At 72.3% G+C, this 21,009-nt stretch carries 25 protein-coding genes; 1 reads left to right on the top strand and 24 read right to left on the bottom strand.

The window, feature by feature from the left end:
• Window positions 1–36: 36 nt before the first annotated feature.
• The 4 genes from AC2RP6_RS07725 to AC2RP6_RS07710 all read right to left on the bottom strand — a co-directional run bounded on the left by AC2RP6_RS07725 (window position 37) and on the right by AC2RP6_RS07710 (window position 4,690).
• Complete coding sequence (locus tag AC2RP6_RS07725) at window positions 37–1,395, bottom strand: SPDY domain-containing protein (RefSeq protein WP_486445516.1); 1,359 nt, start codon at window positions 1,393–1,395, stop codon at window positions 37–39.
• A gap of 64 nt (window positions 1,396–1,459) precedes the next feature.
• Complete coding sequence (locus tag AC2RP6_RS07720; RefSeq protein ID WP_486445515.1) at window positions 1,460–2,581, bottom strand: DnaB-like helicase N-terminal domain-containing protein; 1,122 nt, start codon at window positions 2,579–2,581, stop codon at window positions 1,460–1,462.
• A gap of 1 nt (window position 2,582) precedes the next feature.
• On the bottom strand, window positions 2,583–3,806 hold the full coding sequence (locus AC2RP6_RS07715) for a DNA cytosine methyltransferase (protein WP_486450254.1): 1,224 nt from the start codon (window positions 3,804–3,806) through the stop codon (window positions 2,583–2,585).
• A gap of 14 nt (window positions 3,807–3,820) precedes the next feature.
• Window positions 3,821–4,690 carry an adenine nucleotide alpha hydrolase family protein gene (locus tag AC2RP6_RS07710; protein WP_366449293.1) on the bottom strand — a complete coding sequence of 290 codons (870 nt, stop codon included), beginning with the start codon at window positions 4,688–4,690 and terminating at the stop codon, window positions 3,821–3,823.
• Between the two features lie 302 nt (window positions 4,691–4,992).
• On the opposite strand from AC2RP6_RS07710, the gene AC2RP6_RS07705 reads away from it, so the two are divergent.
• On the top strand, window positions 4,993–5,136 hold the full coding sequence (locus AC2RP6_RS07705) for a hypothetical protein (protein ID WP_486445514.1): 144 nt from the start codon (window positions 4,993–4,995) through the stop codon (window positions 5,134–5,136).
• 92 nt (window positions 5,137–5,228) lie between these two features.
• Here AC2RP6_RS07705 and AC2RP6_RS07700 read toward each other — a convergent pair whose 3' ends face one another.
• The 20 genes from AC2RP6_RS07700 to AC2RP6_RS07605 form a co-directional block, all read right to left on the bottom strand.
• Window positions 5,229–5,771, bottom strand: a complete 543-nt coding sequence (locus AC2RP6_RS07700; RefSeq protein WP_486445513.1) for a hypothetical protein — start codon at window positions 5,769–5,771, stop codon at window positions 5,229–5,231.
• Between the two features lie 62 nt (window positions 5,772–5,833).
• The gene (locus AC2RP6_RS07695; protein ID WP_366449231.1) at window positions 5,834–6,109 is read right to left on the bottom strand and encodes a hypothetical protein; all 276 of its coding nucleotides are present in this window, start codon (window positions 6,107–6,109) and stop codon (window positions 5,834–5,836) included.
• A 10-nt stretch (window positions 6,110–6,119) separates the two neighbouring features.
• The gene (locus AC2RP6_RS07690) at window positions 6,120–7,031 is read right to left on the bottom strand and encodes a hypothetical protein (protein WP_486445512.1); all 912 of its coding nucleotides are present in this window, start codon (window positions 7,029–7,031) and stop codon (window positions 6,120–6,122) included.
• A gap of 118 nt (window positions 7,032–7,149) precedes the next feature.
• Window positions 7,150–7,608 carry an XF1762 family protein gene (locus AC2RP6_RS07685; RefSeq protein ID WP_486445511.1) on the bottom strand — a complete coding sequence of 153 codons (459 nt, stop codon included), beginning with the start codon at window positions 7,606–7,608 and terminating at the stop codon, window positions 7,150–7,152.
• Window positions 7,605–9,404 (bottom strand): type IV secretory system conjugative DNA transfer family protein, encoded by a 1,800-nt coding sequence (locus AC2RP6_RS07680; RefSeq protein ID WP_486445510.1) that lies wholly within the window; start codon window positions 9,402–9,404, stop codon window positions 7,605–7,607. Before AC2RP6_RS07680 ends, AC2RP6_RS07685 begins: the two co-directional genes overlap by 4 nt.
• Before the next feature lie 23 nt (window positions 9,405–9,427).
• On the bottom strand, window positions 9,428–10,066 hold the full coding sequence (locus tag AC2RP6_RS07675; RefSeq protein ID WP_486445509.1) for an SPDY domain-containing protein: 639 nt from the start codon (window positions 10,064–10,066) through the stop codon (window positions 9,428–9,430).
• A gap of 131 nt (window positions 10,067–10,197) precedes the next feature.
• Window positions 10,198–10,788, bottom strand: a complete 591-nt coding sequence (locus AC2RP6_RS07670; RefSeq protein ID WP_486445508.1) for a hypothetical protein — start codon at window positions 10,786–10,788, stop codon at window positions 10,198–10,200.
• A gap of 35 nt (window positions 10,789–10,823) precedes the next feature.
• On the bottom strand, window positions 10,824–11,648 hold the full coding sequence (locus AC2RP6_RS07665; protein ID WP_486445507.1) for an SPDY domain-containing protein: 825 nt from the start codon (window positions 11,646–11,648) through the stop codon (window positions 10,824–10,826).
• A gap of 28 nt (window positions 11,649–11,676) precedes the next feature.
• Window positions 11,677–12,489: an SPDY domain-containing protein gene (locus AC2RP6_RS07660; protein WP_486445506.1), complete on the bottom strand. Its 813-nt coding sequence runs from the start codon at window positions 12,487–12,489 to the stop codon at window positions 11,677–11,679.
• Window positions 12,486–12,866, bottom strand: a complete 381-nt coding sequence (locus AC2RP6_RS07655) for a hypothetical protein (RefSeq protein ID WP_486445505.1) — start codon at window positions 12,864–12,866, stop codon at window positions 12,486–12,488. The genes AC2RP6_RS07660 and AC2RP6_RS07655 overlap by 4 nt, the downstream gene beginning before the upstream one ends.
• A gap of 220 nt (window positions 12,867–13,086) precedes the next feature.
• A complete protein-coding gene (locus tag AC2RP6_RS07650) occupies window positions 13,087–13,482 on the bottom strand; it encodes a hypothetical protein (protein ID WP_486445504.1) in 396 nt (131 codons plus the stop codon).
• Between the two features lie 35 nt (window positions 13,483–13,517).
• Window positions 13,518–14,273: a hypothetical protein gene (locus tag AC2RP6_RS07645; protein WP_486445503.1), complete on the bottom strand. Its 756-nt coding sequence runs from the start codon at window positions 14,271–14,273 to the stop codon at window positions 13,518–13,520.
• 154 nt (window positions 14,274–14,427) lie between these two features.
• Window positions 14,428–15,039, bottom strand: a complete 612-nt coding sequence (locus AC2RP6_RS07640) for a hypothetical protein (protein ID WP_486445502.1) — start codon at window positions 15,037–15,039, stop codon at window positions 14,428–14,430.
• Entirely contained in the window at window positions 15,036–15,176 is a 141-nt protein-coding gene (locus tag AC2RP6_RS07635; RefSeq protein WP_486445501.1) for a hypothetical protein, read from the bottom strand. Before AC2RP6_RS07635 ends, AC2RP6_RS07640 begins: the two co-directional genes overlap by 4 nt.
• 29 nt (window positions 15,177–15,205) lie before the next feature.
• The gene (locus AC2RP6_RS07630; protein WP_486445500.1) at window positions 15,206–15,904 is read right to left on the bottom strand and encodes a hypothetical protein; all 699 of its coding nucleotides are present in this window, start codon (window positions 15,902–15,904) and stop codon (window positions 15,206–15,208) included.
• 23 nt (window positions 15,905–15,927) lie between these two features.
• Window positions 15,928–16,788, bottom strand: a complete 861-nt coding sequence (locus AC2RP6_RS07625) for a hypothetical protein (RefSeq protein ID WP_486445499.1) — start codon at window positions 16,786–16,788, stop codon at window positions 15,928–15,930.
• A complete protein-coding gene (locus AC2RP6_RS07620) occupies window positions 16,785–17,204 on the bottom strand; it encodes a hypothetical protein (RefSeq protein ID WP_486445498.1) in 420 nt (139 codons plus the stop codon). Before AC2RP6_RS07620 ends, AC2RP6_RS07625 begins: the two co-directional genes overlap by 4 nt.
• Before the next feature lie 136 nt (window positions 17,205–17,340).
• The gene (locus AC2RP6_RS07615) at window positions 17,341–17,814 is read right to left on the bottom strand and encodes a hypothetical protein (protein ID WP_486450253.1); all 474 of its coding nucleotides are present in this window, start codon (window positions 17,812–17,814) and stop codon (window positions 17,341–17,343) included.
• A gap of 226 nt (window positions 17,815–18,040) precedes the next feature.
• On the bottom strand, window positions 18,041–19,840 hold the full coding sequence (locus AC2RP6_RS07610) for a vWA domain-containing protein (protein WP_486445497.1): 1,800 nt from the start codon (window positions 19,838–19,840) through the stop codon (window positions 18,041–18,043).
• A complete protein-coding gene (locus AC2RP6_RS07605; protein ID WP_486450252.1) occupies window positions 19,837–20,979 on the bottom strand; it encodes an AAA family ATPase in 1,143 nt (380 codons plus the stop codon). The genes AC2RP6_RS07610 and AC2RP6_RS07605 overlap by 4 nt, the downstream gene beginning before the upstream one ends.
• Between the last annotated feature and the right edge of the window lie 30 nt (window positions 20,980–21,009).

Below are 21,009 nucleotides of genomic sequence, written 5' to 3'. Positions count from 1 at the left end.
CGTCTGCGTGCCGATGTCGGCGGCGTGGTTGACCTGTCAGTGACGCCGGGGGCGCGTTGGGGTCGTCGTCGTGGCCGTGGGGGTGGCGGGCAGCGGAGGTGTGCCCGTTCGGCGCGGTGCTGGGGGAGTACAAACGGCGAGGTGGTCGGTGAGATGGGCGAGGACGTCGGGGGTCACCGCAGCGGAGAGGTCGATGACCCAGCCGGGGCGGTTGGGGTCGGTGCCGCCGATGACGCTCCAGGCGGTCAGCCGGCTTGCCGGGATTTCGGCGGCGTAGGTATTGAGGTGCAGGCTGGAGCTGCCATCAGGGGCCTGCCAGGCCACGTACCCGGCACTGCTGGTCTGCGTCCAGCGGGCCTCCAGCAGGGTGCGGGTGGCATCAACCGGCCGCAGGGCACCGCCGGCGGGCGACGGGCCCCACCCCGGCTCGTTCGAGGTGAGGCTGTCCAGCAGGGTCTGGACGAGGTCGGTGGGTGTGGTGGCGCTGGCGGTGGCGTGCCAGAGGCGTTCGCCGACCGGCGAGTCGTAGACGGCGACCGTCCAGGCGACGTCCCTTCGGTGCCGTGCCTCGTGGTCGAACTCGATGCGCATAGCCAGGGATTCGTGGCAGGCGACGGTGGTCTCGTCCGACCAGGTCCTCACCTTCCACCAGTCGGGGTTGTTCTCGAAGAAGGACTCCAGCAGAGTCTCGCCGACGCGCGGGTCGGCTGTCTGAGCGCCGGCAGCAGGAGGGGCCTCCCGCACCGTGGCCGGGCTGTCGTGGTCGACGGGAGCGCGGTGCGGGGTGGGTGGGGTGTGGGCTGCTGCTGCGGCGAGTTCGGTGTCGGTGGCGGGTGCGGGTCCTGGGCGTACGGCGACGGAGTGGAGGCGGTGGAACTCGGCGACGGCTTCGGCTTTGTCGTCGTACACGAGGGCGATCTGCCGTAGGTGGTTCTCGCCGTGGAGGTGGACGCTGTGGCCGTCGGCGTAGGTGCCGACAGCGACGGCGGTCCATCCGTCGTGGGCATGCAGGTGGACTTTCAGGCGGCCGGCGGAGATGTCGTCGTAAATCTGCTGGGCGGTGGCGCTGACCTGCCGGATCTCCTCGCGGGTCAGGTGGGTCATGGGGTAGTTGCCCCAGGTCCACTCCGTGTCGATCTCTTCCTGGAGGGCGGGCTCGATGCCGACGTCGTAGTCGTGCTGGAGGTCGTGGGCGGTCTGCTGGGTGTAGTAGGGCTCTTCGCGGTCGATGCGGGCGAGCACCATGGAGCCTGCGCCGGTGTCGCGGAAGCCGCGGGCGGCGAGCGCGATGCGGGCCTCGGTGCTGTTGGGGCCGGTCACGGTGGCGGTGACGGCGGGCGGATGGTCGGGGTGAAGCGCGAAGTGGATGCGGGTGTCAGGTGTCGGCTGGGGCATGGGAGTGCCTTGAAGCTTGCGGCTCCGGCCGGCGGGGTGCCGGCCGGAGCCTGGGACGGATGGGTCAGCGGGCGGCCCGCGTGGTGGCTGTAGGACGGAGTGGGACGGGTCCGGCCCGGGGTGAGGCCGGGCCTGCGGACTGGGTGGTCCTGGGCAGGGTGGGGTCGGTGGCGCGGTGCCAGCGGGCGCGGACGGCGGCGAAGTCGGCGAGGGCGCGGCGGGTGCCGGCGAGGAGCTGGTGGACGGTGTTGGTGTCGTCCTGGGTGTAGGCGAGGACGGTGAGGCCGGTGGTGTGGGCGCGGGCGAGCATGGCGCGCCGCAGGACGACCTCTGCCCAGTGCTCCGTGGCCACGCCGTGGCCGTCGGTGAGAATGCCGAGGAGTTCGGCCGGAGGCAGGGCGGGGGTGATCAGCCCTTGGTGCTGGGCTTCCCACAGCACGGTGACCGGGTCGATGGGTTCGCCGCGCCGGGCGACGTTGAGCAGGCAGCCGAAGAGGCGGCCGTGCAGGGGGTCGAGGAAGTCGCCGGGCTGGAGCCAGCGTGCGGCCTCGGTGGGGCGGGGGCGGGCGCAGAGCGCCGCGAGGAGGAGACGCTCGTCCTGGACGTCCTCGTGGTCGGGGTCGCGGACGGGGTGAGCCGGGGCGGGGGTGCGGGGCAGGGGGCTGGAGTGGGCGGGGAACCGGCCGGCGAGGTGGTCCAGGACGCCTGCGAGTGTGTCGGCGGCGGTGAGCGCAGCGGTGGGCTGGTCTTCCAGCATGGGGTCGCCGGCGGTGTGGACGAGGTGTTCGGCGTGAGCGGTTAGGGTCCGGCGGGCGTGGCCGGCACGGACGATCGCCGCGTACGCCGGTGCGTGGGCGGGGTCGGGGCAGCCACTGACCAGCTGGTGGAGGTAGGCGGCGCTCAGCCCGCGGGCGGCGGGCCGAGCGTGCTCCAACACGGCCGTGAGCCAGACCGGCTTGCTGGTGTGGACGTCGGGCGGTGGCGGGGTGAGGGCGGTCATGGCGTGGAACACCGCCAGGTGCCCGGCGTTGGCGAAGTCGGCCGGGTGCAGGATGCCGAGGGTCTTGAGGCGGTCGGGTTCGAGGAGGAGCGCGCCGAGGAGGGCCTGCTCGGCGTAGTGGCCGGCGGGGGCGGGCGGTACGTCGAGCAGGTCGAAGTCGGCGTCGGGGATGCTGGGTTGGGGCAATTTAGGCGGCCAGGGTGAAGTCGTCGCGGGTGAGGGTGACGCCCACGTGCGGGGCGAGGAGGTGGGCGGCCAGGCGGGGCGGGACGGCGTTGCCGATCTGCGAGAACTGCTGGCCCTTGTTTCCCTGCCAGGGGTAGTCGGCGGGGAAGGACTGCAGAGCACCGGCCTCGGCGGCGGTGATCCGGATCGCTTCCGGCGCCGGACCCGGAGGGCGGTCTGCGCCCGGTTCCGCGGCCGTGGGTTCTGCCACCCACACGCACTCGTTGGCGCGGTGCCCGAAGAACAGCGTCCCGGCCGGCTCGTCGACGGTGCGGACGGTTGCGTTGGCCTGGTTGTTGCTCCGCAGCGACCAGGACCAGCCCGCTCCACCCGTGGTCTTCCCGGCCGGGCCGCCGGGCCAGGTGCGCCCGGCGATGTGGCCGGGGGCTCGGTGTCTCCACCGGCCGCGGTCGCGGGCATCGGCGAGCGTCTTCCGGGCGCCAGTGGGCCAGGGCTCGGGGCCGCCGCCCGGGCCGCCGCCAGCGCACACGGTCGGGGTGGGCCGGTCGGTGGCGCCCCAGCCGAGCGCCTCCGCCATCGACACCCACCGCTCGCGGCCCGGCCCGAACAGCGACTCCGGCTCAGCGGCCTGCGCGTGGGTGGGCGCCGGCGGCTCGGCGGTGCGGACGCGGGAGGCGAGCAGGATCGCCCGGCGCCGGGTCTGGGGCACGCCGTAGTCGGCGGCGTTGAGGATGCCCGTCCACACCGAGAACCCCCAGCTCCTGAGGATGGCGGCGTACTGGCGCCACAGAGGCAGGACGTCGGGGACTTCCTCCATCGCGATCCACTCCGGCTGCCCCACCGCGTTCAATGCATGGAGGTAGCGCATCGGTTCGGCGGCCAGCAGGCTGCGGTCGTCCCGGCAGGCGGTCAGCAGGCCGGCGCGGGTATCGCGCCCGGCCGCGAGGTCGGCGACGGCCTGGTGCACCAGCGGCTGGTCCACTAGACCGAGCCGCTTCCCTGCCATGCTCCATGCCTGACAAGGTGGCGACGCCAGAAACCCCCAGGTCCGGCCCACCAACGGCCAGGTCGGATACAGAGCCACGTCGGTTCGGACCGTCAGCTGCCCGGCAGCGGCCCGCGTCCGGCACGCCCACTCATCCCACTCGAGTCCGACCTCGCGTATGCCGAACACCTTCAGAGGCAGGCTCCAGCCCCCGCTCCCCGCAAACAGATCCAGGGCCAACGGCGGGGAGGCGGTCACGAGGCGAGCCCGAAGTCGTCCTGCACCGGCTCTTCTTCGGAGCCGCGGCAGGCCCAGGGCGAGCAGCCGTTCTCGACGCCCTGCTCCAGCTCCTCCAGGTCCGCTTCGGCGGTCTGGGCCTGCAGGGCGGCCCATTCCGCCGCGGTCACGTGGTCGATCGGTGCCTCACCGAGCGGCACGCGGGAACGGTGCAGGAATGCCTGCCCCAGAAGCCGGTTTCCGGTAGCGTTGGCGCGCGCATTTCCGGCCCGGATCGCCGCGTCGAACTCCACCACATCCGCCCACTCCTCCGGGGAATTATCGCGGATACTCCGCCACTGCGCGTTGCCGTGGTACGGGCAGCCGAGGCAGCTCGATTTCGGAGTATCGGCCAGTCCCAGACTGGTGAGGTAGTGGACGCAGTCGGCGCGCGACCAGCCCATCTCGATAAGCGGATGGCGGTTGCGCATGTATTTGACGTCCGAGTCCTTCGCCCGGTGGAACTCGTCGGTGGAGATACCGACCCACTGCTCGACGAACATCCCCTTCGGAACCCGCTGTGGATACGGGTGGCCAAGGAGTTCGCGGATTTGTCGTTTAATCGGCTTGATTTTATATTCCCCGGTGCACTGGCGTCGGGTCATTCCAGGACGGCCGTCTTGGTTGAGAATGTAGAGGGGCATGGACGCGAATCTGTGATCCGGGTCCAATGCGTCTCTTCTGATGTTCCCGGCCGAAACTCGGAGGACGGGAATTCCGGCCGGGCGGGCGATCTCCTCCTCCAGGCGGTTGAGGTGATCGTAAACGGCTTTAGGTTCCCATCCGGTGTCCGCGAAGATCGCATGGTTGACCCTCGGGAGTATGCCCTCGGCGGAAAGGCAGAGCAGAGCTGTGGATTGAATTCCGGCACCAAGGGAAAGGGTGCGGAACTGGGGAGAGGTGGAAATGGGGGAATCCTTTGACGGTGCGGGGAGGGTGAGCTCAGCGAGCGGGTGCTCGGAAGGGGCCGGCCGCCGGGGCGGTCAGGGGCATGGGAGCGGAGGCGCGGCAGGACGCGGTCGTTGATCCGCCAGGCGGCTCGGACCGGATCGCGAGGAGCGGCGACGGCCGGTGGCGCGGGGGTGAGCTCGGTGACGTCCGAGTGGAGTCCGTACGGGATCACGGGGCAGGTCAGGGCTCGGTCCCGGCGGTGCTCGATGAGGTAGAGCTCCAGGTCGTCAGGGCCCAGCAGCGTCGCGGCGTGGAGACGGCCGGCGAGCACAGGACGGGCGTCGAGGGGAGTCCAGACCCGGCAGAGGTCGAGGGACTGGTCGGCGGGAGCGGGTACCAGTAGCGGACGGCCTTCCGGGTGCCGGGCAGGTGGTGGGCGAGCTGGAGGGTGAAGAGGTGGAAGGGGTGCAAGAAGATCCTTGACGGCGGGGGATGTCAGCGAGTTCGGCTGACGGCGGGCGCAGAGGCCGCGGCGCCGGGGCGGGACACGGCAGGCGCGGCCGGGCGGGGCAGGTTGCGGGGTGCGTCCGTGGTGGCCTGGTGGCTGAAGGCGGGGGCCACGTGGTCGAGCCCTTCGGCGATCTGCAGGGCCTGGGCGTGAGCATCGGCGAGCTGCTCGGCGACATCGGTGGGGAGCCGGTCCCACTGGGCTCGGTACTGGTAGCGCTGGACGATCTCGGCAGCGTTGCGGAGCTGTTCGGCGACCTGCCGCAGGATCGCGGTCTGCTGGTCCGGGGCGGTGGCCGTGTGCGTGGCCTGCAGAAGCGCGTCCAGCGCGGCGGGGAGCGACTCGTCATGCGCGGGAAGGCCGTAGAGCGTGGCGTGCAGTGCCTGGGCGTAGGTCGTCACGGGTCCGCCCCGGCCGCGGCTTCGGTACTCCACGGGGGCTTGCCGACGGGCGCCGAACTGGACGGTCACGTCGCGGGGAGCGGCGCCGGGGTGGAGCTGGTCGGCGAGAGCGCGGGCGAGATCGTGCACGGTGGGGATGTCGGAGGACGTGGGAGCTCCTTGGGTGGCGGTGCTGCGTGCTGGGGGCGTGGTCACAGGAGGCGGCGCTGGGCCGGGGGCTTGCTCGGTGGCACGGCGGCAGCTGAGCGGCGGCGTGCATGGGCGGGGATGTCTGCCGGCGTGGGGATGCCCAGGCTGACGTGGGCGCTCAGGCCGTTGGCATAGGAGTGCGCCTCGGCAGCGGCGACGCCGCCGAGCAGTCCGCGCTTGTCCAGCCCGTTCCGCGGGTGGTAGAGCACACTGTCTGGCGTGGGGGCGAAGCCGTGCTGCTCCAGCAGGGACCGGGCGGTGGTGGTCGCGGCGGTCACGGCGACCGTGCTAATGGCGGCCACGGCGGGCGACGGGGTGGCCGCCGGGAGGATGTGGCGCCGCAGCGGAGGTCCGTGCTGGGGGCTGCGGTGGCGTGAGGGGTCTGCGGACGGTGAGGACAGGCTCGGGGCCGTCCGCGGTGGAGATGCCGAGGACTCGGTCGCCCGGGCGGAGTTGGGCGGCCGGTAGCGAGATCAGGTCGTGCACCGTGCCGGCCTCGGCGTGCGGGCTCCAGCCCAGCGCGTGGAGGGTGGACTCCAGAGGGAGGTCGTGGTGGCCCATGACGTGGCGCAGGGTGCCGACGGGGATCTGGGTGTGCCGGGCCCAGTCCTCCAGGCCCATGCGGAGCCCGAACGCCCGGTGAGGCACTCCGCTGCCCAGCGTCGAGCGGTTGTGCGGTTCTTCGGTAATGGCTTGCTCCGGCTCCCACCCTGCGGCGATGCGGCGCCGCAGGGTGGTGGCGGTACAGCCAGCGCGGGGGTCTACGGCCCAGCGGGACATCGGCTTGGTCTCGCCGAACGCCGTGACGGGGAGGGCGAAGTCCGGCCCGTCGGACCCTTTGAGCAGGGCGTCCTCGAACGTCATGCCTCCGGCCGTCAGGCGCCGGTACAGGGTGTGGTACTTGATGCCCGACTGCTCCGCCCAGCCGCGAAGCGTCAAGGTCCGCCCCTGGTAGGTGTGTTCCAGGGTCGGTTTGTCGTGACGTTCGCGGGTGATGGCGTCCTCGGGTAGCCAGCCCAGGGCGAGCCGGGTCCGCAGTGCCTCGCGGCTGACCGGGCATCGCGGGTCCTTGGCCCAGGCGGATAGGGCCTTGGACTCACCGAACGCGGTGATCGGCCCGCGGGCCAGTTCCCAGTTATAGCGGTCGGGGCGCGGTGCTTCGCAGGGTCGTGTGGACGGTGAGGTTTCGTCCGCGAGCACTCGGTCGGGAGCGGGCGTCCGGCCAGAGCGGGGGGTGTATTCGGTCAGTGTGGACCTTCCTGTTGCGGGGTGCCGGCCGCGGCAAGGCTGGGCACGGCCCGGTGAGCCCGGTGAGGGGCTATGGCGCTTGCCACAGGGTGCGGGCGATGTGCTCGGTGCCGCGCGGGGTGCGGGGCCGGGAGGGGGTGTGCCAGCCGGGGCGGGGCGGGCGGCGGGCGATCACCCGCCACCCGGCCCCGCGCAGCGAGCCACCGGACTCGCCGTCCTGCGTGTACGTGATCAACCTGCGGTAGCCGAGCGCCTTCGCCGCGCGCCATGCCGCCCCATACAGCATCGAGTTGGCGTTGGCAATGCCGTCGGTGCAGGTGCGGGTGACTTCCAGGGTCTGCCCGTCGTCGAGGTGCCGGGCGACGGGTCGGCCGACGGTGGCGACCGCGTGCAGGACGCCGTCGTCGTCGGCGGCACCCACGGCGAACACCATGCCCGCGGGGGGCGGGTGGTGGCGGTGCCAGGCGGCTACGAAGGCCTTCGCGTCGCGCGAGCGCACCGGTACCAGGTGCAGTGGCGGCTGGCTCACGCGGCGGTTCCGAAGTCGGACTGGCGCGGTGCGGCCTTGGCGACGGCGCGGGCGGTGATCGCCCTCGATGCGGCAGCGGAGGCGGCGGACAACTCGGCGGCACCGGGCTCGAGGTACCAGGGGCGCAGGTCGAGCATGGCGGCTCGCATGCCGGTGGCGAAGCACAGCGCGGTGCCCTTGGGCAGGGCGCGGATGGCGTCGGCGGGCAGGATGCGTTCCTGCCGCATGCTGATGGAGGTGGACTTACCCGAGTCGGAGACGGACGTGGACTTCGTCTCGACGTCGTGGTCGCCGATGAGCCTGCTGAGCTTGTCGGCGAAGTCCGGGTCGTCGATTCCGGAGCCGATGACCTTGACGGTGGACGCGGACCACATGGCGTCCATGCCCGCGTCCCCCCACACTTTCTGGCCCTGCCGGTAGGACTGCAGGATCGTGATCGGGATGATCCCGCGCGAGCCGAGGTGGGAGTACAGATCCGGGAGGTCGCTGATCTTGCACACGTTTGCGGCCTCGTCGAGGATCGCCAGCATCGGCGGGTCCAGGCGTCCCCCTGCGCGTTCGGCCTGGGCGGTCGCGGCCCGCATCACCGAGTCCGCGCACGCCGCGATCAAGGCGCTTGCTCCGCCACCGCCGTCCTTGCTGAGCAGGAACAGCGTGTCGAGGGAGGTGACGAACTCGGCGGGCCGGAACTCCGCCACACCCTTCTGCGGGGTGACCCAGGCAGCGATCTCGGAGTTGAGGAGGGCGGCGGCGTACTGGCGGGCGGTCTCGTAGATACCGTCCCTCGTTTCCGGCGGGCCCTCGACGGTGCCCTTCAACTGGGAGGCGACCGCGGTGAACTTGTGGTCGCGCAGGATGTCCAGCGGCGTACGGTCGGCGGGGAACGCCAGCCACTGCATCACGTCCGTGATCGGACGCTCGTCGAGCGCGGCGGCGAGGAACAGTTGGGCGAGGATGTTGCTGCCGGCCTTGGACCAGAAGTCCCCCTGCTGGGAGGCATCCACAGAAGCGGCGAGGAAGTGCCCGGCCAGGCGGCCCGCTCCGTCGAGGGCTCTGGCGTCGGCGAGGGGGTTCCACCACATGGCGCGTTCGGCGTGGGCGATCTGCTGCGGGTCCATCGACCACACCCGGCCGGCCTGGCCGCGGGCGTCGAGGGTGGCGGTGTAGGCGTCGCCGGCCGCCTTGTTGGAGGTGAGGAGGACCGGGCCGGGCGCACCCAGGATGGCGGGGATCGCCAGGCAGGTCGTCTTGCCGGAGCGGGGCGCCATGATGGCGACAGCTACGTCCTCGTACCCCATCCGGACTTCGTGCCGGCTGCCCTGGAGGTTGCCGAGAAGGACGCCGGTGTCGTGTGCGTCGATGGTCTTGGCGTGCTTGAGGCTGGGGCGCAGGGAGCGGGCCTTGGCGGTGATGGCCTTGGCGAGCAGCGGCTCGATGTCGGAGCGCTTGGCCATCCCGGCGATACGTTTCCGCTTGCCCCTGCCGGCGGCGCCCGCGTGGCGCCGCCACCAGGTGAGCCCGCCCAGGACGAGCGCGATGAGGATCAGGGCGGGCAGCATGCGGGTGGCGATCAGCAGCGCGGTCTCGTCCGCGGCGGGCCACAGCTGCTCGGGGTGCAGGAGAGCGGCGGCCGGCTGGTAGGGCACCCAGTCGCCGGCGTCGGTGGCCCAGGCGAGGGCGTTGCCGCCGAGCCAGGCCAAGGTGGAGGCGGGGATGATGACGGCCATGGCGCCGAGCAGTGCCTTGAAGGCTATGTCGTAGCCGTCGTTGCCGGAGTTCGAGGAGGAGTTGGGCAAGGGGGCGGTTCCAGAGGGGAGGGTCAGCGGGGGCGGCGGGGCGGGGGCGCTTTCCCCGGCGGTGGCGAGGGCGCGGGAGTGCTGGACGGCGGGCGGGCGGTGAGGGCGTCGATGCGCCGCTCCAGGGCGAAGGCCACGTCGGGGGCCGGTACCTGCGCGGTAGTCGTGTGCAGGTGGTGGCCGAGGTGGGGCAGGCGATGCGGGTCGCGGGCGATGGGGGCGGGGTCGGCCAGCGCGCCGGTGACAGCGGTGATCAAGTGGGGTGGAGTGGTGCCGCTGAGGTATGCCTTCCAGACCTGGCCTTCGGGGTCGCCGCCGATGGCGACGTCGATGAACCAGCTGTTGGAGCCGGTGTCGGTGAAGTGCTCGACGTGGGCGATGCCGTCGGGTGAGGTCAGCCCGTCGTGGTCGCGCGCCGGCTGCCAGCCGGCCGCGAGAAGCGGCTCGTATGGGCTGCCAGGTGCGGGCGGGGCGTGGGGTGAGGTGAGGGTGTCGGTGAACGCGGCGATGATCTCGACCGGGGTGCGGGCACCGAAGTTCACCGACCACGAGGGGTTCGTGTCGTTGCGGTGGTGGCGCAGGACCCACCAGGGCTGGTCAGGGTCGGGCTCCAGGTGGAGTACCGCCAGTTGGTCGGGGCTGGTGAGCAGTACCCGCGGCATGAGCGGGTCGTACCCGTAGCTCCACCCGGCGGCGCGGTGCAGGGCAGCGGTGACCCAGGCCGGGTCACCGGGGCCGGCGAGGTAGCGGGGGCGGACGAGGGCCTGCTCGACGGGCAGGGCTGTGTGATCGGTCAGGGGGTCCTCCTGGAGAGGGGCTTTGGGCCCGCGGTGGAGATGACGGCAGCCGTGGTCAGGTCGGCGCGATGGCGAGACCCTTGCTGGGCAGCGGTGTTGATGTCGAGGAGCGCTTGGCCGTGGACGGCCCAGGTGTCGAGGTAGTGCCAGGCTTCGGCGTTGCGGTCGGCGAGCGGCTCGTCGTACTCCTGCGTCCCGGGCACCGCCCGGTCCGGCAGGGCGTCCCGCTCTGCCAGCCAGGACTCCTGGAGGCGGTAGATCTCGTCGAGCGAAGTCCTCAGTGTCTTCAGCTGCCAGGACCAACTCGGACGGACACGGAGCGTCGGGATGTGTGGCAGCTGCCGCTCCGCGAGCGGCAGAAGGTGGGTGAGGGCGACGAACCGGATCTTCGCGAACGCCTCCCAGGTGTCGGCATCGCGGCGGCGCTGCCGGTATCCGTAGGCGATGGGGTCGTGCGGCCACCCGTCAGCATCGGTGTGCTCGTCGGAGTAGGTGTCCCAGGAGGCGAGGATCTCCTGGGCCTCCGTGATGTATCGCGTGAGACGGCCGAGGGCACGCCGGTGGTCTTCGTCAGCGGACAGGGACACGTGGTGGGGATTCCTTGGAACCGGAGGGCGGGGACCTATCGGGCGGGGCCGGCCGCGCCCGCCCGGGCGGCGGGTACGGAGGTGGCCACGCCCGGGGTGGGCTTGGGCGGGCGTGGACGGTGGCGCCGGGCCTGGGCCAGGCGCTGCTTGTGCGCGGCGGCCATCTCGTCGCCGATGACGAACTCCGCGTCGACGTGCACGTGGGGGCTGGAGACGTGGTCGTACCGGGCGCGCAGGACGGAGCCGGGGTGGCACACGGCGGCGGTGACGGCGGCCAGCAGGTGGGGAGGGGTGTTCTCGTGGAAGCCGGCCCGCCACAGCAGACCCTTGGGGCCGTACTCGCCGCGGTGGTGGGCGGCGGTGAACTGCCAGCCGATCACCCCGATCGAGGGAGAGACGCGCAGTTCTGCCTGGACGGTGCCGTCCGGGGAGAGCAGGGTCTGCGTGCCTGCCTCGTCGGTGGTGTGCTGCCAGCCGCGGGCGGTGAGGACGTCGGCAACCGGGGAGGCGGGAGTGTCGGGTTCGGGCCGGATCAGGGCGTCGGTCAGGCCCGCCACGATCTCCACCGGCGTGTCGGTGCTGAAGGAGGCCGACCAGTGGCTGTGCCCGAATCCGGGACCGACCCTCCAGCCGGAGCGGTGTTCGGCGAAGTCGATGTCGAGACGCAGGGATCGGTCGGGGCTGGTCATGCGGATGGCCGGGTGCAGGGGGTCGGAGGCGGTGGTCCATCCGGCGGCCCACAGGGCGTGGGTGACGTGCCGGGGGTCCCCGCGGCCGACGAGGTAGCGGGGGCTGACGGGTGAGCCGTAGACGTTGTGGTCGGCGGCGAAGGCGGCCAGGTGCCGCTCACTGATACTCACGAAAGGGCTTCATCTCCTTCCCGGGGTGTTATCGGCGGCCACGTGCGCCTGCTGCCGTGTACGGGCCGGCGGCGGCTGTCGGTGTGTGCTTGTGGGGGCGTGCTGCGGCCCAGGAGTTGCGGGCCCAGGTCGCGGCGCGGGCGGCGGTGATCCGGGCCTGCTGCCATGCGCCGATCTCGGAGGGCCGCACCGACACCGACGTGGTGGTGATCCACTTGGTGGCGGGGACGCGTCCGCGCGGGCGCATCACCGGCGTCGGGTCGGCGAGCGCCGTCGCGAACCCCTGGACGAGGTGGAGGGGGGTGGTGGAGGTGAACACCGCGTCCCAGGCGCGGCCGTGCTCGGTGCGGGCACCGGCCCACCAGTGGGCCTGCCCGGGTCCGTTCTGGTGGTACTGCACCCAGGCGTTGCGGTCCGGGGAGACGGCGGTGAAGTGCTGTCCGCGTTCGGTCTCCCACTCGTTCTCCTCCAGCGGGGCCCACACGTTGGGGGCGTGCGCGGAGCGCGGTTTGGTCAGGCTGTCGGTGAGACCGGCGACGATCTCGACGGGGACGGCCATGGTGAACGTGGCGTGCCAGGCCGGCTGGTGTTCGCCGGCCGCGTGCCCGGAGACGGTCCAGCCGCCGGGCATGGTGGTGGGGTCGTAGCCGATGCGCACGCTGTGGTCGGGGCTGTCGAAGACGTACGGTCCGCCGCTGCGGGTGTGGTCGCTCCAGCCGGAGGCGCGCAGGTACTCGGCGATGTAGCGGGGGTCTCCGCCGCCGCCGAGGTGGCGGGGTTCGATCACGTAGTGCTGTTCGGGCTGGTCGGCAGGGCCCCATCCGGTCCAGGTCTTCTTCATCGGTGCCTCCGTGCGACGAGGGCGGAGGCGGTCGGCGGCGCCGTCGTGGTGGCGGGTGGGCGGGTGAGCTGGCGGAGGGCGTCGGCGTGTTCGTCGAGGTCGAGGCCGATGTCGTTGAGTTCGTTGGCGGCGCGGCCGAGGGCGAGCCACACCTCGGGCGGCAGGGTTCCGGCTGTGGCGTGATGCTTGGCGAAGTGGGAGCCGGTGGCGACCAGCGTGGTCAGACGGCCGAGCACGCCCTCTTCCGGGTCGAGGACCTGGCCGAGGATCTCGGCGGCCTGCCGGGGCGGCGCTGCGGCCAGGTGTTCGTTGAGCACGTCGATCTGCTGGGCGATGTGGCGGGTGAGGTGTACGGGCTGGGGGTTGGGGCCGGGCATGGTCCTCCGGGCGGGGTGTCAGGGGCAGGTGTTTCGGCGGCTGGACTCATCCGGGTCGGCGGTCGGGCCTTCGGCTGGCTGGGGTGGCGGTCACGGTGCGCAGGTAGCGGCGCAGGAGGAAGGCGGCCAGGCGTGGACGGCGGTCGGGCGTGATCGGGGCAGGGGGTTTTTGAGGCGTCGGGATCGTGGTGCTCCGGTGGGTGAGCGGTGTCGCCCTGGTTCAGCGGGAGCGGGGGGAGGCGTTGGTGCCCGGAGCAGCCGGTGGGGAGGCCGGGGCCGCGGCGGCTCGGGCCTGGGCGGCGCGGTGCTCGGCCAGGGTCTGCGCCCAGGCGGTCACGTCGTACACGTCCTGGTCGATGTTGACCTTGTAGTCGGCGATCAGGAGGGGGAGCACGGCGCGGGTGACCAGCTGCTTTTGCGCGGACTCACTGAGACCCTCGGGGGTTTCGTGCCAGGTGTAGATGGCCTCGGTCTTGCGTTCCAGGCCGGTGCTGTCGAGGAGGGCGAGGAGTTCTTCGGGGGCGTCGGTGCGGCTGACGATGTGGATGGTGTCGGGGGTGGCGTGGCGTCGGTAGATCTCGACGTCGGTGCCGTATTCATCAGCGAGATTGCCCAAGGCGGGCACTCCTTCCGTAGGGGGGTGGCCCGGGGTCAGCGGCCCGGTGCAGAGACGGCGGTGGGCAGGGCAGGGCGTGGGGCGGGCGGTGTTGCGGGGGTGACGGTCGGGGCGGGGCGCACTGTGACACCGATGCCGATCCGGGCGAGTTGCTGGGCGGCCCTGTCGATGCGGGTGATCTGTTCGCGGTCGCCCAGGGCGGCGGGCAGCAGGAACATCCGGTGGTGGGGGTGGTATTGGAACCCGGCGCTGTAGAGGGCCGAGGTGGCGTCGCGGACCCCGGTCACGGCGCCGACCACGCCGTCCGGATACCAGGCGATGCTCACGGTCCCGGTGATCAGAAGTGGTGCCGGCCGCCGCGGCGGCGGGTGGGCGGTGTTGTGGCGGACCTGGCGCAGGGCGTGCTCGTAGCGGGGCAGCAGGCGGCGGGCGACCTGGGCTGCGGCGCGGGCGGGGTCGGCGGGGACGGCGATGCCGTTGGGCTCGCCCACGCCGTGGAAGGAGTCGTGGGGGGCGTCCGGCTCCAGGGCGGCGACCATGAACCGGCGGGGGCGAAGAGGCCGGTCGAAGACCAGCAGGCGGGCGCCGTCAGGCCGGGCGAGGACGGCCTGGTGGCGAAGAACGTAGGTGGACGCGGCGTATCCGACGGCGCCGGCGTCCCAGACCGCTCCGGTGGTTGCGAGCTGGTCGGCGTATCCGTCGTGACGGCTGTAGGTGGCGGCCCAGGTGCCGGGCAGCCGGGCGGCGAGGGCCCTGGCGTAGACGGCCAGGTCGGGGCGTGAGGGGGACATGGGCTCCTGGGGCGGGGAAGGGAGGCGCCGCCGGTGCCCGGGCCATCAGCGGGTGCGGGAGGACCACCGCGACGACGAGGTGCTTGCGGGGAGCCGGGGAGAGGGCGGCGCACCTCGGCGTGCAGGAGTTCGGCGACCTGGTGGGGCTGCCTCCTCACCGGGACCGGGTCTTGCCCGCCGTGTGCTGGCGCGGGACCGGGACGGGGGTGCTGTTCACGCTGGTGAGGGGGGTGGGGTGGCGCAGGGCGACGCCGATGCCGAGGGCGGCGAGCTGGGTGCCGGCGGTGCGTACGTGGCGGGCCTGGACGGCGGTGTCGTCACCGGCGAGTACGTACGCCTGCCGGTCGGGGTCGTGGACGAATCCGTTGGCGGTCAGGATCCGGGCGGCCTCGTCGCTGCTGGCCTCGGCGGCCAGGGAGCCGTCCTCGGTCCAGGTCATCTCGACAGTCTGCGGGCGTACTGCATCGGCCGTGAGGCGGGCGGCGTTGTCGCGGACGTGGGCCAGGGCGGTTTCGTAGCGGGGCAGGAGGCTGGTGGTGATGGCGTCGGCGGCCTCCTCGGGGTCGGCGGATATCACGATGCCGTCCGGTTCGCGCACGCCGCGGAAGGCTCCGGCATGGATGTCTTCCGGGGCCATGGCGGCGATGAGGAAAGCGTCTGCGTGGCGGGGGTGGTCCATGAGGAACAGGCGCCGGCCGTCGTCGCGGGTCAGGATGACGTCGTGCGTGAGGGTGGTGGTGGCGAGGGCTTCGGCGACCTGGTTCATGTCCCACACGTCGGCGGTGAGGAAGAACTGGTCGTCGTGGGCGGTGGCAGGCGGAGCTGGTGGGTCCAGGTGCCGGGCAGGAGCTGGGTGAGGATCGCGGCGAAGGCGCCGAGTTCCTCGTGGTGGTCGGTGGGCATGGATTCCTCAAGGCGGTACGGGACGGTGGTCAGCGGCGCCGAACGGCGGGCGCGGGCCGCAGCGCGGACGGGGGCGTGGTGGTGACGGGGACAGGACACGGGCAGGCGGCCGATGCCTCCCTCTCGCCGGGGCCGACCTTGCCCGGGCAGGGATGGCGGTGGGGGTGCGGGCTGTGCCGGTCGGCCAGTGCGTTGCGGGTGGCGCGCACGTCCGAGTCGATGACGGCGAGCCGTTCCTCGGCGAGGTAGCGCAGCCGCTTCGCGGTGGAGGGGTCGGCCGGATCGCTCAAGTGCTGGTAGAAGTCGGCAGTGGCGGCTAGGACTTCGGCAAGGGCCGGCAGGATGCCGTCGTCCTCGGCGGTCAGTTCGGTCAGTACGCCGGCGACGTCTTCGGTGGTGTCGGCTTCGCGGATCCGGGAGGCGAGGTGCGCGACCTGCGCGCCGAGGCTCGGATAGCGCGGCTCACGACGGTCGGTGGCGAAGGCGGTGTCCGCCTCGACGGTGTAGCCGACTGCCTGGAGGCGGGCCACGGCGCGGGTGGCCAGGTGCTCTTCCTCGGCCCGGTCGAGGTTCTTCGGCAGCCGGTGGTAGCGGTCGTGGTGGCGGATGACGGGGACGAAGCCGGTGCGCTCAAGGATGCTGCGGGCGACCGCGTCGCCGCCGCGGGCGAGGACTTCACCGGAGTGCGGGTCGCGCCGCAGGGTGAGGTGGCGTTCGACCAGAGGCAAACAGGCTCCCTTCGAGGGTGGGTTCAGCGGGCTCGCCGCGCCGTGCGGGCGGGGCGGCGGGTGGAGCGGACCACGGCGTTGCGCAGCAGCGCGGGCGGGTTGGCCAGCGTCTCGGCGGTGCCTTCGAGGTCGTGGAGCAGCCCGTACAGGCGCCCGGCTGCCCACTCGAGCTGGTGCGCGCCGCGCCGGGCGTACACCTCGGGCCGTGTCGCCAGCTCGTGGGCGGCTTGTTCGGCCAGGCGCCGGGCCTGGGCGAGGCTGCCGTCCATCTCGTCGGTGAGGGCGCGGATCTGCTCGGCGATCTGCGCAGGTGTGGCTTCCGCGGCGACCAGGGGGTCGGCGATCACCTGGTCCTGCTGTCCGGCCGGGGGCCGGGCAGGGATGAGGTCGAACTCGGATTCGAGGATCCGGGCCTGCCGGGCGAGTTCCTCGGCCAGCCGCCTCGGGGTGCGGGCGAGGGTACCGTCCTCGCGGACCAGGCTGGCGATGACATCCAGGCGCCCGTGCCGGAACTGGAGCGCGATCCACCGACACGGCTCGCCGTCCGCATGCGGTGCCAGGCCCGCGGTGCGGGCGAGCCGGTGGGCGATCTCCGACCACTGCGCCGGGGCGAGCGGCCGGTCCATGCGGTGCAGCCGGACGCTGAGATGAAGGAAGTACGGTGAATCGGCCGCCTCGGAGCGCGGCTGTGCATGGCTGAGGTGCGCGGCCCATTGGAACTCGCTCCATGCCTCCCGCTCGGCGAACTCGGAGCGCGAATCCAGCCGGTCCCAACAGGCCACGATGCGGTGGCTGAGTTCGCGGGTGAAGCTGACCGGACGCTCCAGCGCGTTGCCCAGCGCGGCCGTAGCGGCGTGCTGCCGGCGGTGCAGGCGGGCGATCACCGGGTGCTCCGCTGGTCTGCGGTGTGGAAGAGCTGGTTGCGGTCCACGATGGAGTACCACCCGGCATCCAGGGGCTCGTCCCCGTCGGCCTTCGGCAGCAGGAAGTCCCGCAGGGCGCGCTGGTAGATCAGGCAGTCCGGGCAGCGCTTGGAGAGGTGGACGAGGTAGCGGGGGTGCCCGGTGATGAAGGACAGCGCGCCCCCGTTGGGATCGCGCAGCCGCCAGCCGTCCTCCTCGGTGGGGGTGTGCCAGGACGGGGCGACCACCGTCATTGCGTCTCCCCACAGTTCGCCGTCGGCGATGCCCTTGATCACCACGATCCGGTCGCCGGGGGCGAAGTGCGCGTGGGTGATGTCCCGGTGGGGGGTGATGGTGTCGGCGGGTATGGACGCGGTACGGGGGACGGCTTCGGGCACGGCGAAATCCTCTCTGCGAAGAGCATGGCTGGCGGTGGGGCCAGCACTTTCAATGGTCTGGAGGATCCCCGGTTTGGCTAACCGGGGATCGTCGGCTATACGTCTCCCGCCGCGGGCGACGTCACTGGCCCGGCGGTTACCGGAACGGGTTCTCCGTGCCGCGGTCGGCCTCGGTCGCCGCCTCCAGCAGCTCCGGCAGGTCCGCACCGTCGGCATCCCGCTGGTCGATCCACCACCCTGCCCGGGTGACCGTGCGGACCTTCTCCTCCAGCACCGTCCAGTCCGCCTCCTCCCAGCTCCCTTCGGTGACCAGCGCGGTGTAGGCGGCGGTGGCCAGCTGGTAGCGGGAGCGCTCGCCCCAGTCCAGGGCGCGCTCGGAGCCCTCCAGGGGCGGCATGTCGAACTGTTCGGTCCATGCCTTCGCGGCGGCCTGTTCCTCGGCGCGGCGCGCGGCCAGCCAGGCTTCCTTCGAGGCGGTGTCGCTGTCGCGGGCGGTCTTCCAGCAGTCGGTGCAGTCGCGTCCCGTGAGCCAGCGGGCGAAGGACGCCCGCCGGTCGGCGGGGCGGTCGGACAGGTCGCGGATGACCTCGTGTCCACAGCTGTGGACGATCTGCCATGCGGTACGGACCCCCGGAGAATTCCGTTTGATGGGCGTTGCGTTCGAGGTCGGGTTGCTGATCTGGTGCGTCAAGTCGAGTGCCTTTCGTTGGCGGTTGGGGTGGTGGCCTGCGTCGTCGCGGTGGGTCGTGCATCGGATGCACGATTCATGCGGTGGACGGAGGTGGTCTGGAGCGCTGGGCGGTGGTCTCGGGGACGCTTCCGCCTTCTGCGTCGTCTCAGCGTGTCCTGCGGATGGCGTCCGTGGCCGCCGTGGCGATGGCGGCGGGCGCGCTGGCCGGCCGGGGAAGGTGGAGCAGGGTGGTCCCCGGCAGGTGGAGGGATGTCTTGTTGAGGGTGAGCTGGAGTACGGCGCAGCCGGCGGTGGTGAGTCGTTTGATGCGGGTGACGGCTTGAGCGGTCTCGTCGGGGGTGTATCGGGCGTCGGTGACGATCACGAGGAGGCGGCCGGCGCCGGGGCGGCTGAGTTCGAGGCCGTGGTCGAGTGCGTCGATGGCGTCGCCGAGGTTGTGGCTGCCGCCGTTGGCGTTGAAGGTCGTCACGCGTTCTGGCGCCCGGTGGGTGGGCCGGGTCAGTGCGGTCAGATCGTGGTCGTAGGCGATGGTGGCGGTGCGGGAGTCGGGGTCGGTCAGGGCTGCTGCGCGGGCCACGATCCAGGCAGCGGAGGCGACGGGTCCGCAGGCGGCGCGCATGGAGCCGGAGACGTCGACGGCGATGCCCACGCGCAGGGGCGGGGTGGGTGAGTTGCGGCGGCGGGTGTGGGTGAACGGTTCTGCGGTGGGTATCGAGCCGGCGGCGCGCTGGGCGTCGCGGGCGAGGGCCTGGCGCATGTTGAGGCGGCCGGGCGGGGTGGGGCTGGTGGTCCGCTCCTCGGTGCGTTCGCGGTAGGCGGCGGCGCGAAGGGCGCGGCTCAGGCGCGCGGCGGCGCTCTGCTCGGCGGCGGTGGGCCTGCGGGTGCCGGTGACGGGGTTGCTGTAGGGGGCCGGTGTGCCGTCGGGGTTGACGGTGGCGCCGCGGGGGTTGAAGACCCACTTGGCGGTGGCGGCCGCCTTGCGCCGCTGGTCGGCCTGCTGGGCGCGGTCCTTGGCCTGTGCCCTGGACCGCGCGGCCACGGCGTTGTTCGCGGCTGCGTGTGCCGCGAGGTCGGCGGCGTCGTTGGCGGCCATGTTGTCCATGACGACCGTCACGGCGCCGGACAGCAGATCGCTGAGGTTCTCCGGCACGGGCTGGGAGGGGGCAGCGCTGTCCAGGGCGTCGCACCAGTCCTGGGCGCGCGCGAGCATGGTCGTGGCGTCGTGGTCGGCACACCGGTGGGCCGCGGACCAGATGCGGGTGAGGGTGGCCAGCAGGTCGGCGCCCAGCACCTTTTCGCACAGATCGGCGACGGCCTGGGTCTCGCCGGCGTCCAGGATGCCGACGTCCCGGCGGCCGAGGATCAGGGCCGCCACGGAGGCGGCGTGCTCTATGCCCTGGAGGGTGGGGTGGGCGATGTCGGGCATGACCAGGGTTCGGGCACTGGTGCGCAGGTACGTGCGGTCCGTCGGCCGCGTGACCAGGTGTGCGCCTTCGACGCGGCTCTCCTCCAGCAGGAACGCGGCCTCGACGACACGGGGGTCCGCTCCCGCAGGCGCCGTCCAGACGGAGTGGGCCGCGTGCGCGGCCTCGTGGACGAACACTCCCCAGGCGGCGGGATACCGCTCCTCGTCGCCCACGATCCGCGGATGGATCTCGTGGGGCTGGAGCGGGGCGAACAAACGGGCGTCGAACTCGACCTCGCCCAGCGTGGGGAAGAACGCGGCCGGTGCGCCGCTTCGCGTACCGGGGCGGCAGGTGACGAGGAGGTCCTGGCGGCCGGAGAGGGCGACCAGCCGATCGCCGAGTTCGGCTCCCACGCGCAACCACGCGTCCGGGGACGTACGGGGTTGCGCGGGCGGGGCGCCGTCGTCATCCCATCGCGCGAGGTCGGCGTCGTCCTCCGGCGTGGTGGCGGGGGACTGGACGTGGTGGTGGGCACTCATCGCGAGCGCCCCCGGTGCGCGGAGACGGCGCTGCCCGGAGGCCGCCGGGCGGCCGAGGCCGGCAGCTGCCTGCCGAGGGTGAGAGGCGCGACCTCCTTGACGCCGACAGCCTTGATGACGGCGTCGGCGACGGCGTCGCGATCCTCCACAGGAGCGATGCCGACCAGGTTTGCGAGCGCGGCTTTCGTGCCGAGGACGGCCTCGGTCTTCTGGTAACTGAGCAGCTCGCGCAGTTGGGGGGCCCAGCCCAGCTCACCGAGGTCGACCTGGCGGGCGAGGTGTCGGGCGACCCGGACCACCCGGGCATCTATCTTCAGCGCCAGGGCGAGGTCGTAGTCCGTGCCGATCTGGATCTGCACGCTGAACCGGGACGACAGCGCCTCCGTCAGAACCGCGCCGTGGACGCCGGGATTGTGGCCGGCCACCACGTAGAAGCCCGGCTCGGCCTTGATGGTCTCGCCTTTGTGGGCCTTGACCTGGATCTGCCTGCGCCCGTCCATCGCGGGATACAGCGCCGCCAACACCTTCGGCGAGATCAAGGTGGCATCGTCGATCAGCAGGGCGCGGCCCTCGGTCATCGCGGTGACCAGCGGACCGTACTGGAAGACGTAGCCTCCGCCGTCGGCCTGCGTGTACTCGCCGATCAGGTCGCCGACCGTGGTGTCGCCGTCACCGGCGACGGTGAGCAGGTCCGGGAACGCCGCCTCCACGAGCGACGTCTTGCCGGTGCCCGGAGGGCCGTAGAGCAGCACCGGCACGTCGGCGTCGCGCAGGCGATTCAACGCCTCGACGTCGGGCAGATCGGCCAGCTCCCTCGGGTGGTAGAGCTGGCCCCCCGCGCGGCGGATCGGGCCGGTCCGCCTGGGCGTGGCCGCCGCGGGAGTGGTCGTGCGGGCCGTGGCCGCCTGGGCGCGGGGAGCGTGGGTGCCCGGCGGGCTGATCACAGCGGTCTGTGCGGCTGCGGCGGTTTTCGCGTTCGCTCGGAACTCCGGTTGTCCGGTTCCGCTTTGGTCGGCCTCGCCGCGTCGCACCAGGGTGAGGGCGGCGTTGCGGACGGCGCCGTGGGAGTGGCCCAGCTGCCGGGCCATGTCCCCGATGGTGAGCTTGTCCGTCGGCCGGTCGGCCAGCAGTCGGGCCACCTTGGCCCGTAGTTCGCCGCCCTTTGTCCG

Source organism: Streptomyces sp. WAC03905 (assembly GCF_057371075.1).
Note: the sequence above shows the minus strand (reverse complement) of the source record. Positions and strands in the feature narration are given on the sequence as shown.

Bases quoted from the DNA above. Each gene is read 5' to 3' on its own strand.
- AC2RP6_RS07675 (WP_486445509.1), bottom strand. From the start codon at position 10,066: ATGCCGCGGGTACTGCTCACCAGCCCCGACCAACTGGCGGTACTCCAC.
- AC2RP6_RS07660 (WP_486445506.1), bottom strand. From the start codon at position 12,489: ATGAAGAAGACCTGGACCGGATGGGGCCCTGCCGACCAGCCCGAACAG.
- AC2RP6_RS07645 (WP_486445503.1), bottom strand. From the start codon at position 14,273: ATGTCCCCCTCACGCCCCGACCTGGCCGTCTACGCCAGGGCCCTCGCC.
- AC2RP6_RS07610 (WP_486445497.1), bottom strand. From the start codon at position 19,840: ATGAGTGCCCACCACCACGTCCAGTCCCCCGCCACCACGCCGGAGGAC.
- AC2RP6_RS07640 (WP_486445502.1), bottom strand. From the start codon at position 15,039: ATGAACCAGGTCGCCGAAGCCCTCGCCACCACCACCCTCACGCACGAC.
- AC2RP6_RS07725 (WP_486445516.1), bottom strand. From the start codon at position 1,395: ATGCCCCAGCCGACACCTGACACCCGCATCCACTTCGCGCTTCACCCC.
- AC2RP6_RS07655 (WP_486445505.1), bottom strand. From the start codon at position 12,866: ATGCCCGGCCCCAACCCCCAGCCCGTACACCTCACCCGCCACATCGCC.
- AC2RP6_RS07635 (WP_486445501.1), bottom strand. From the start codon at position 15,176: ATGCCCACCGACCACCACGAGGAACTCGGCGCCTTCGCCGCGATCCTC.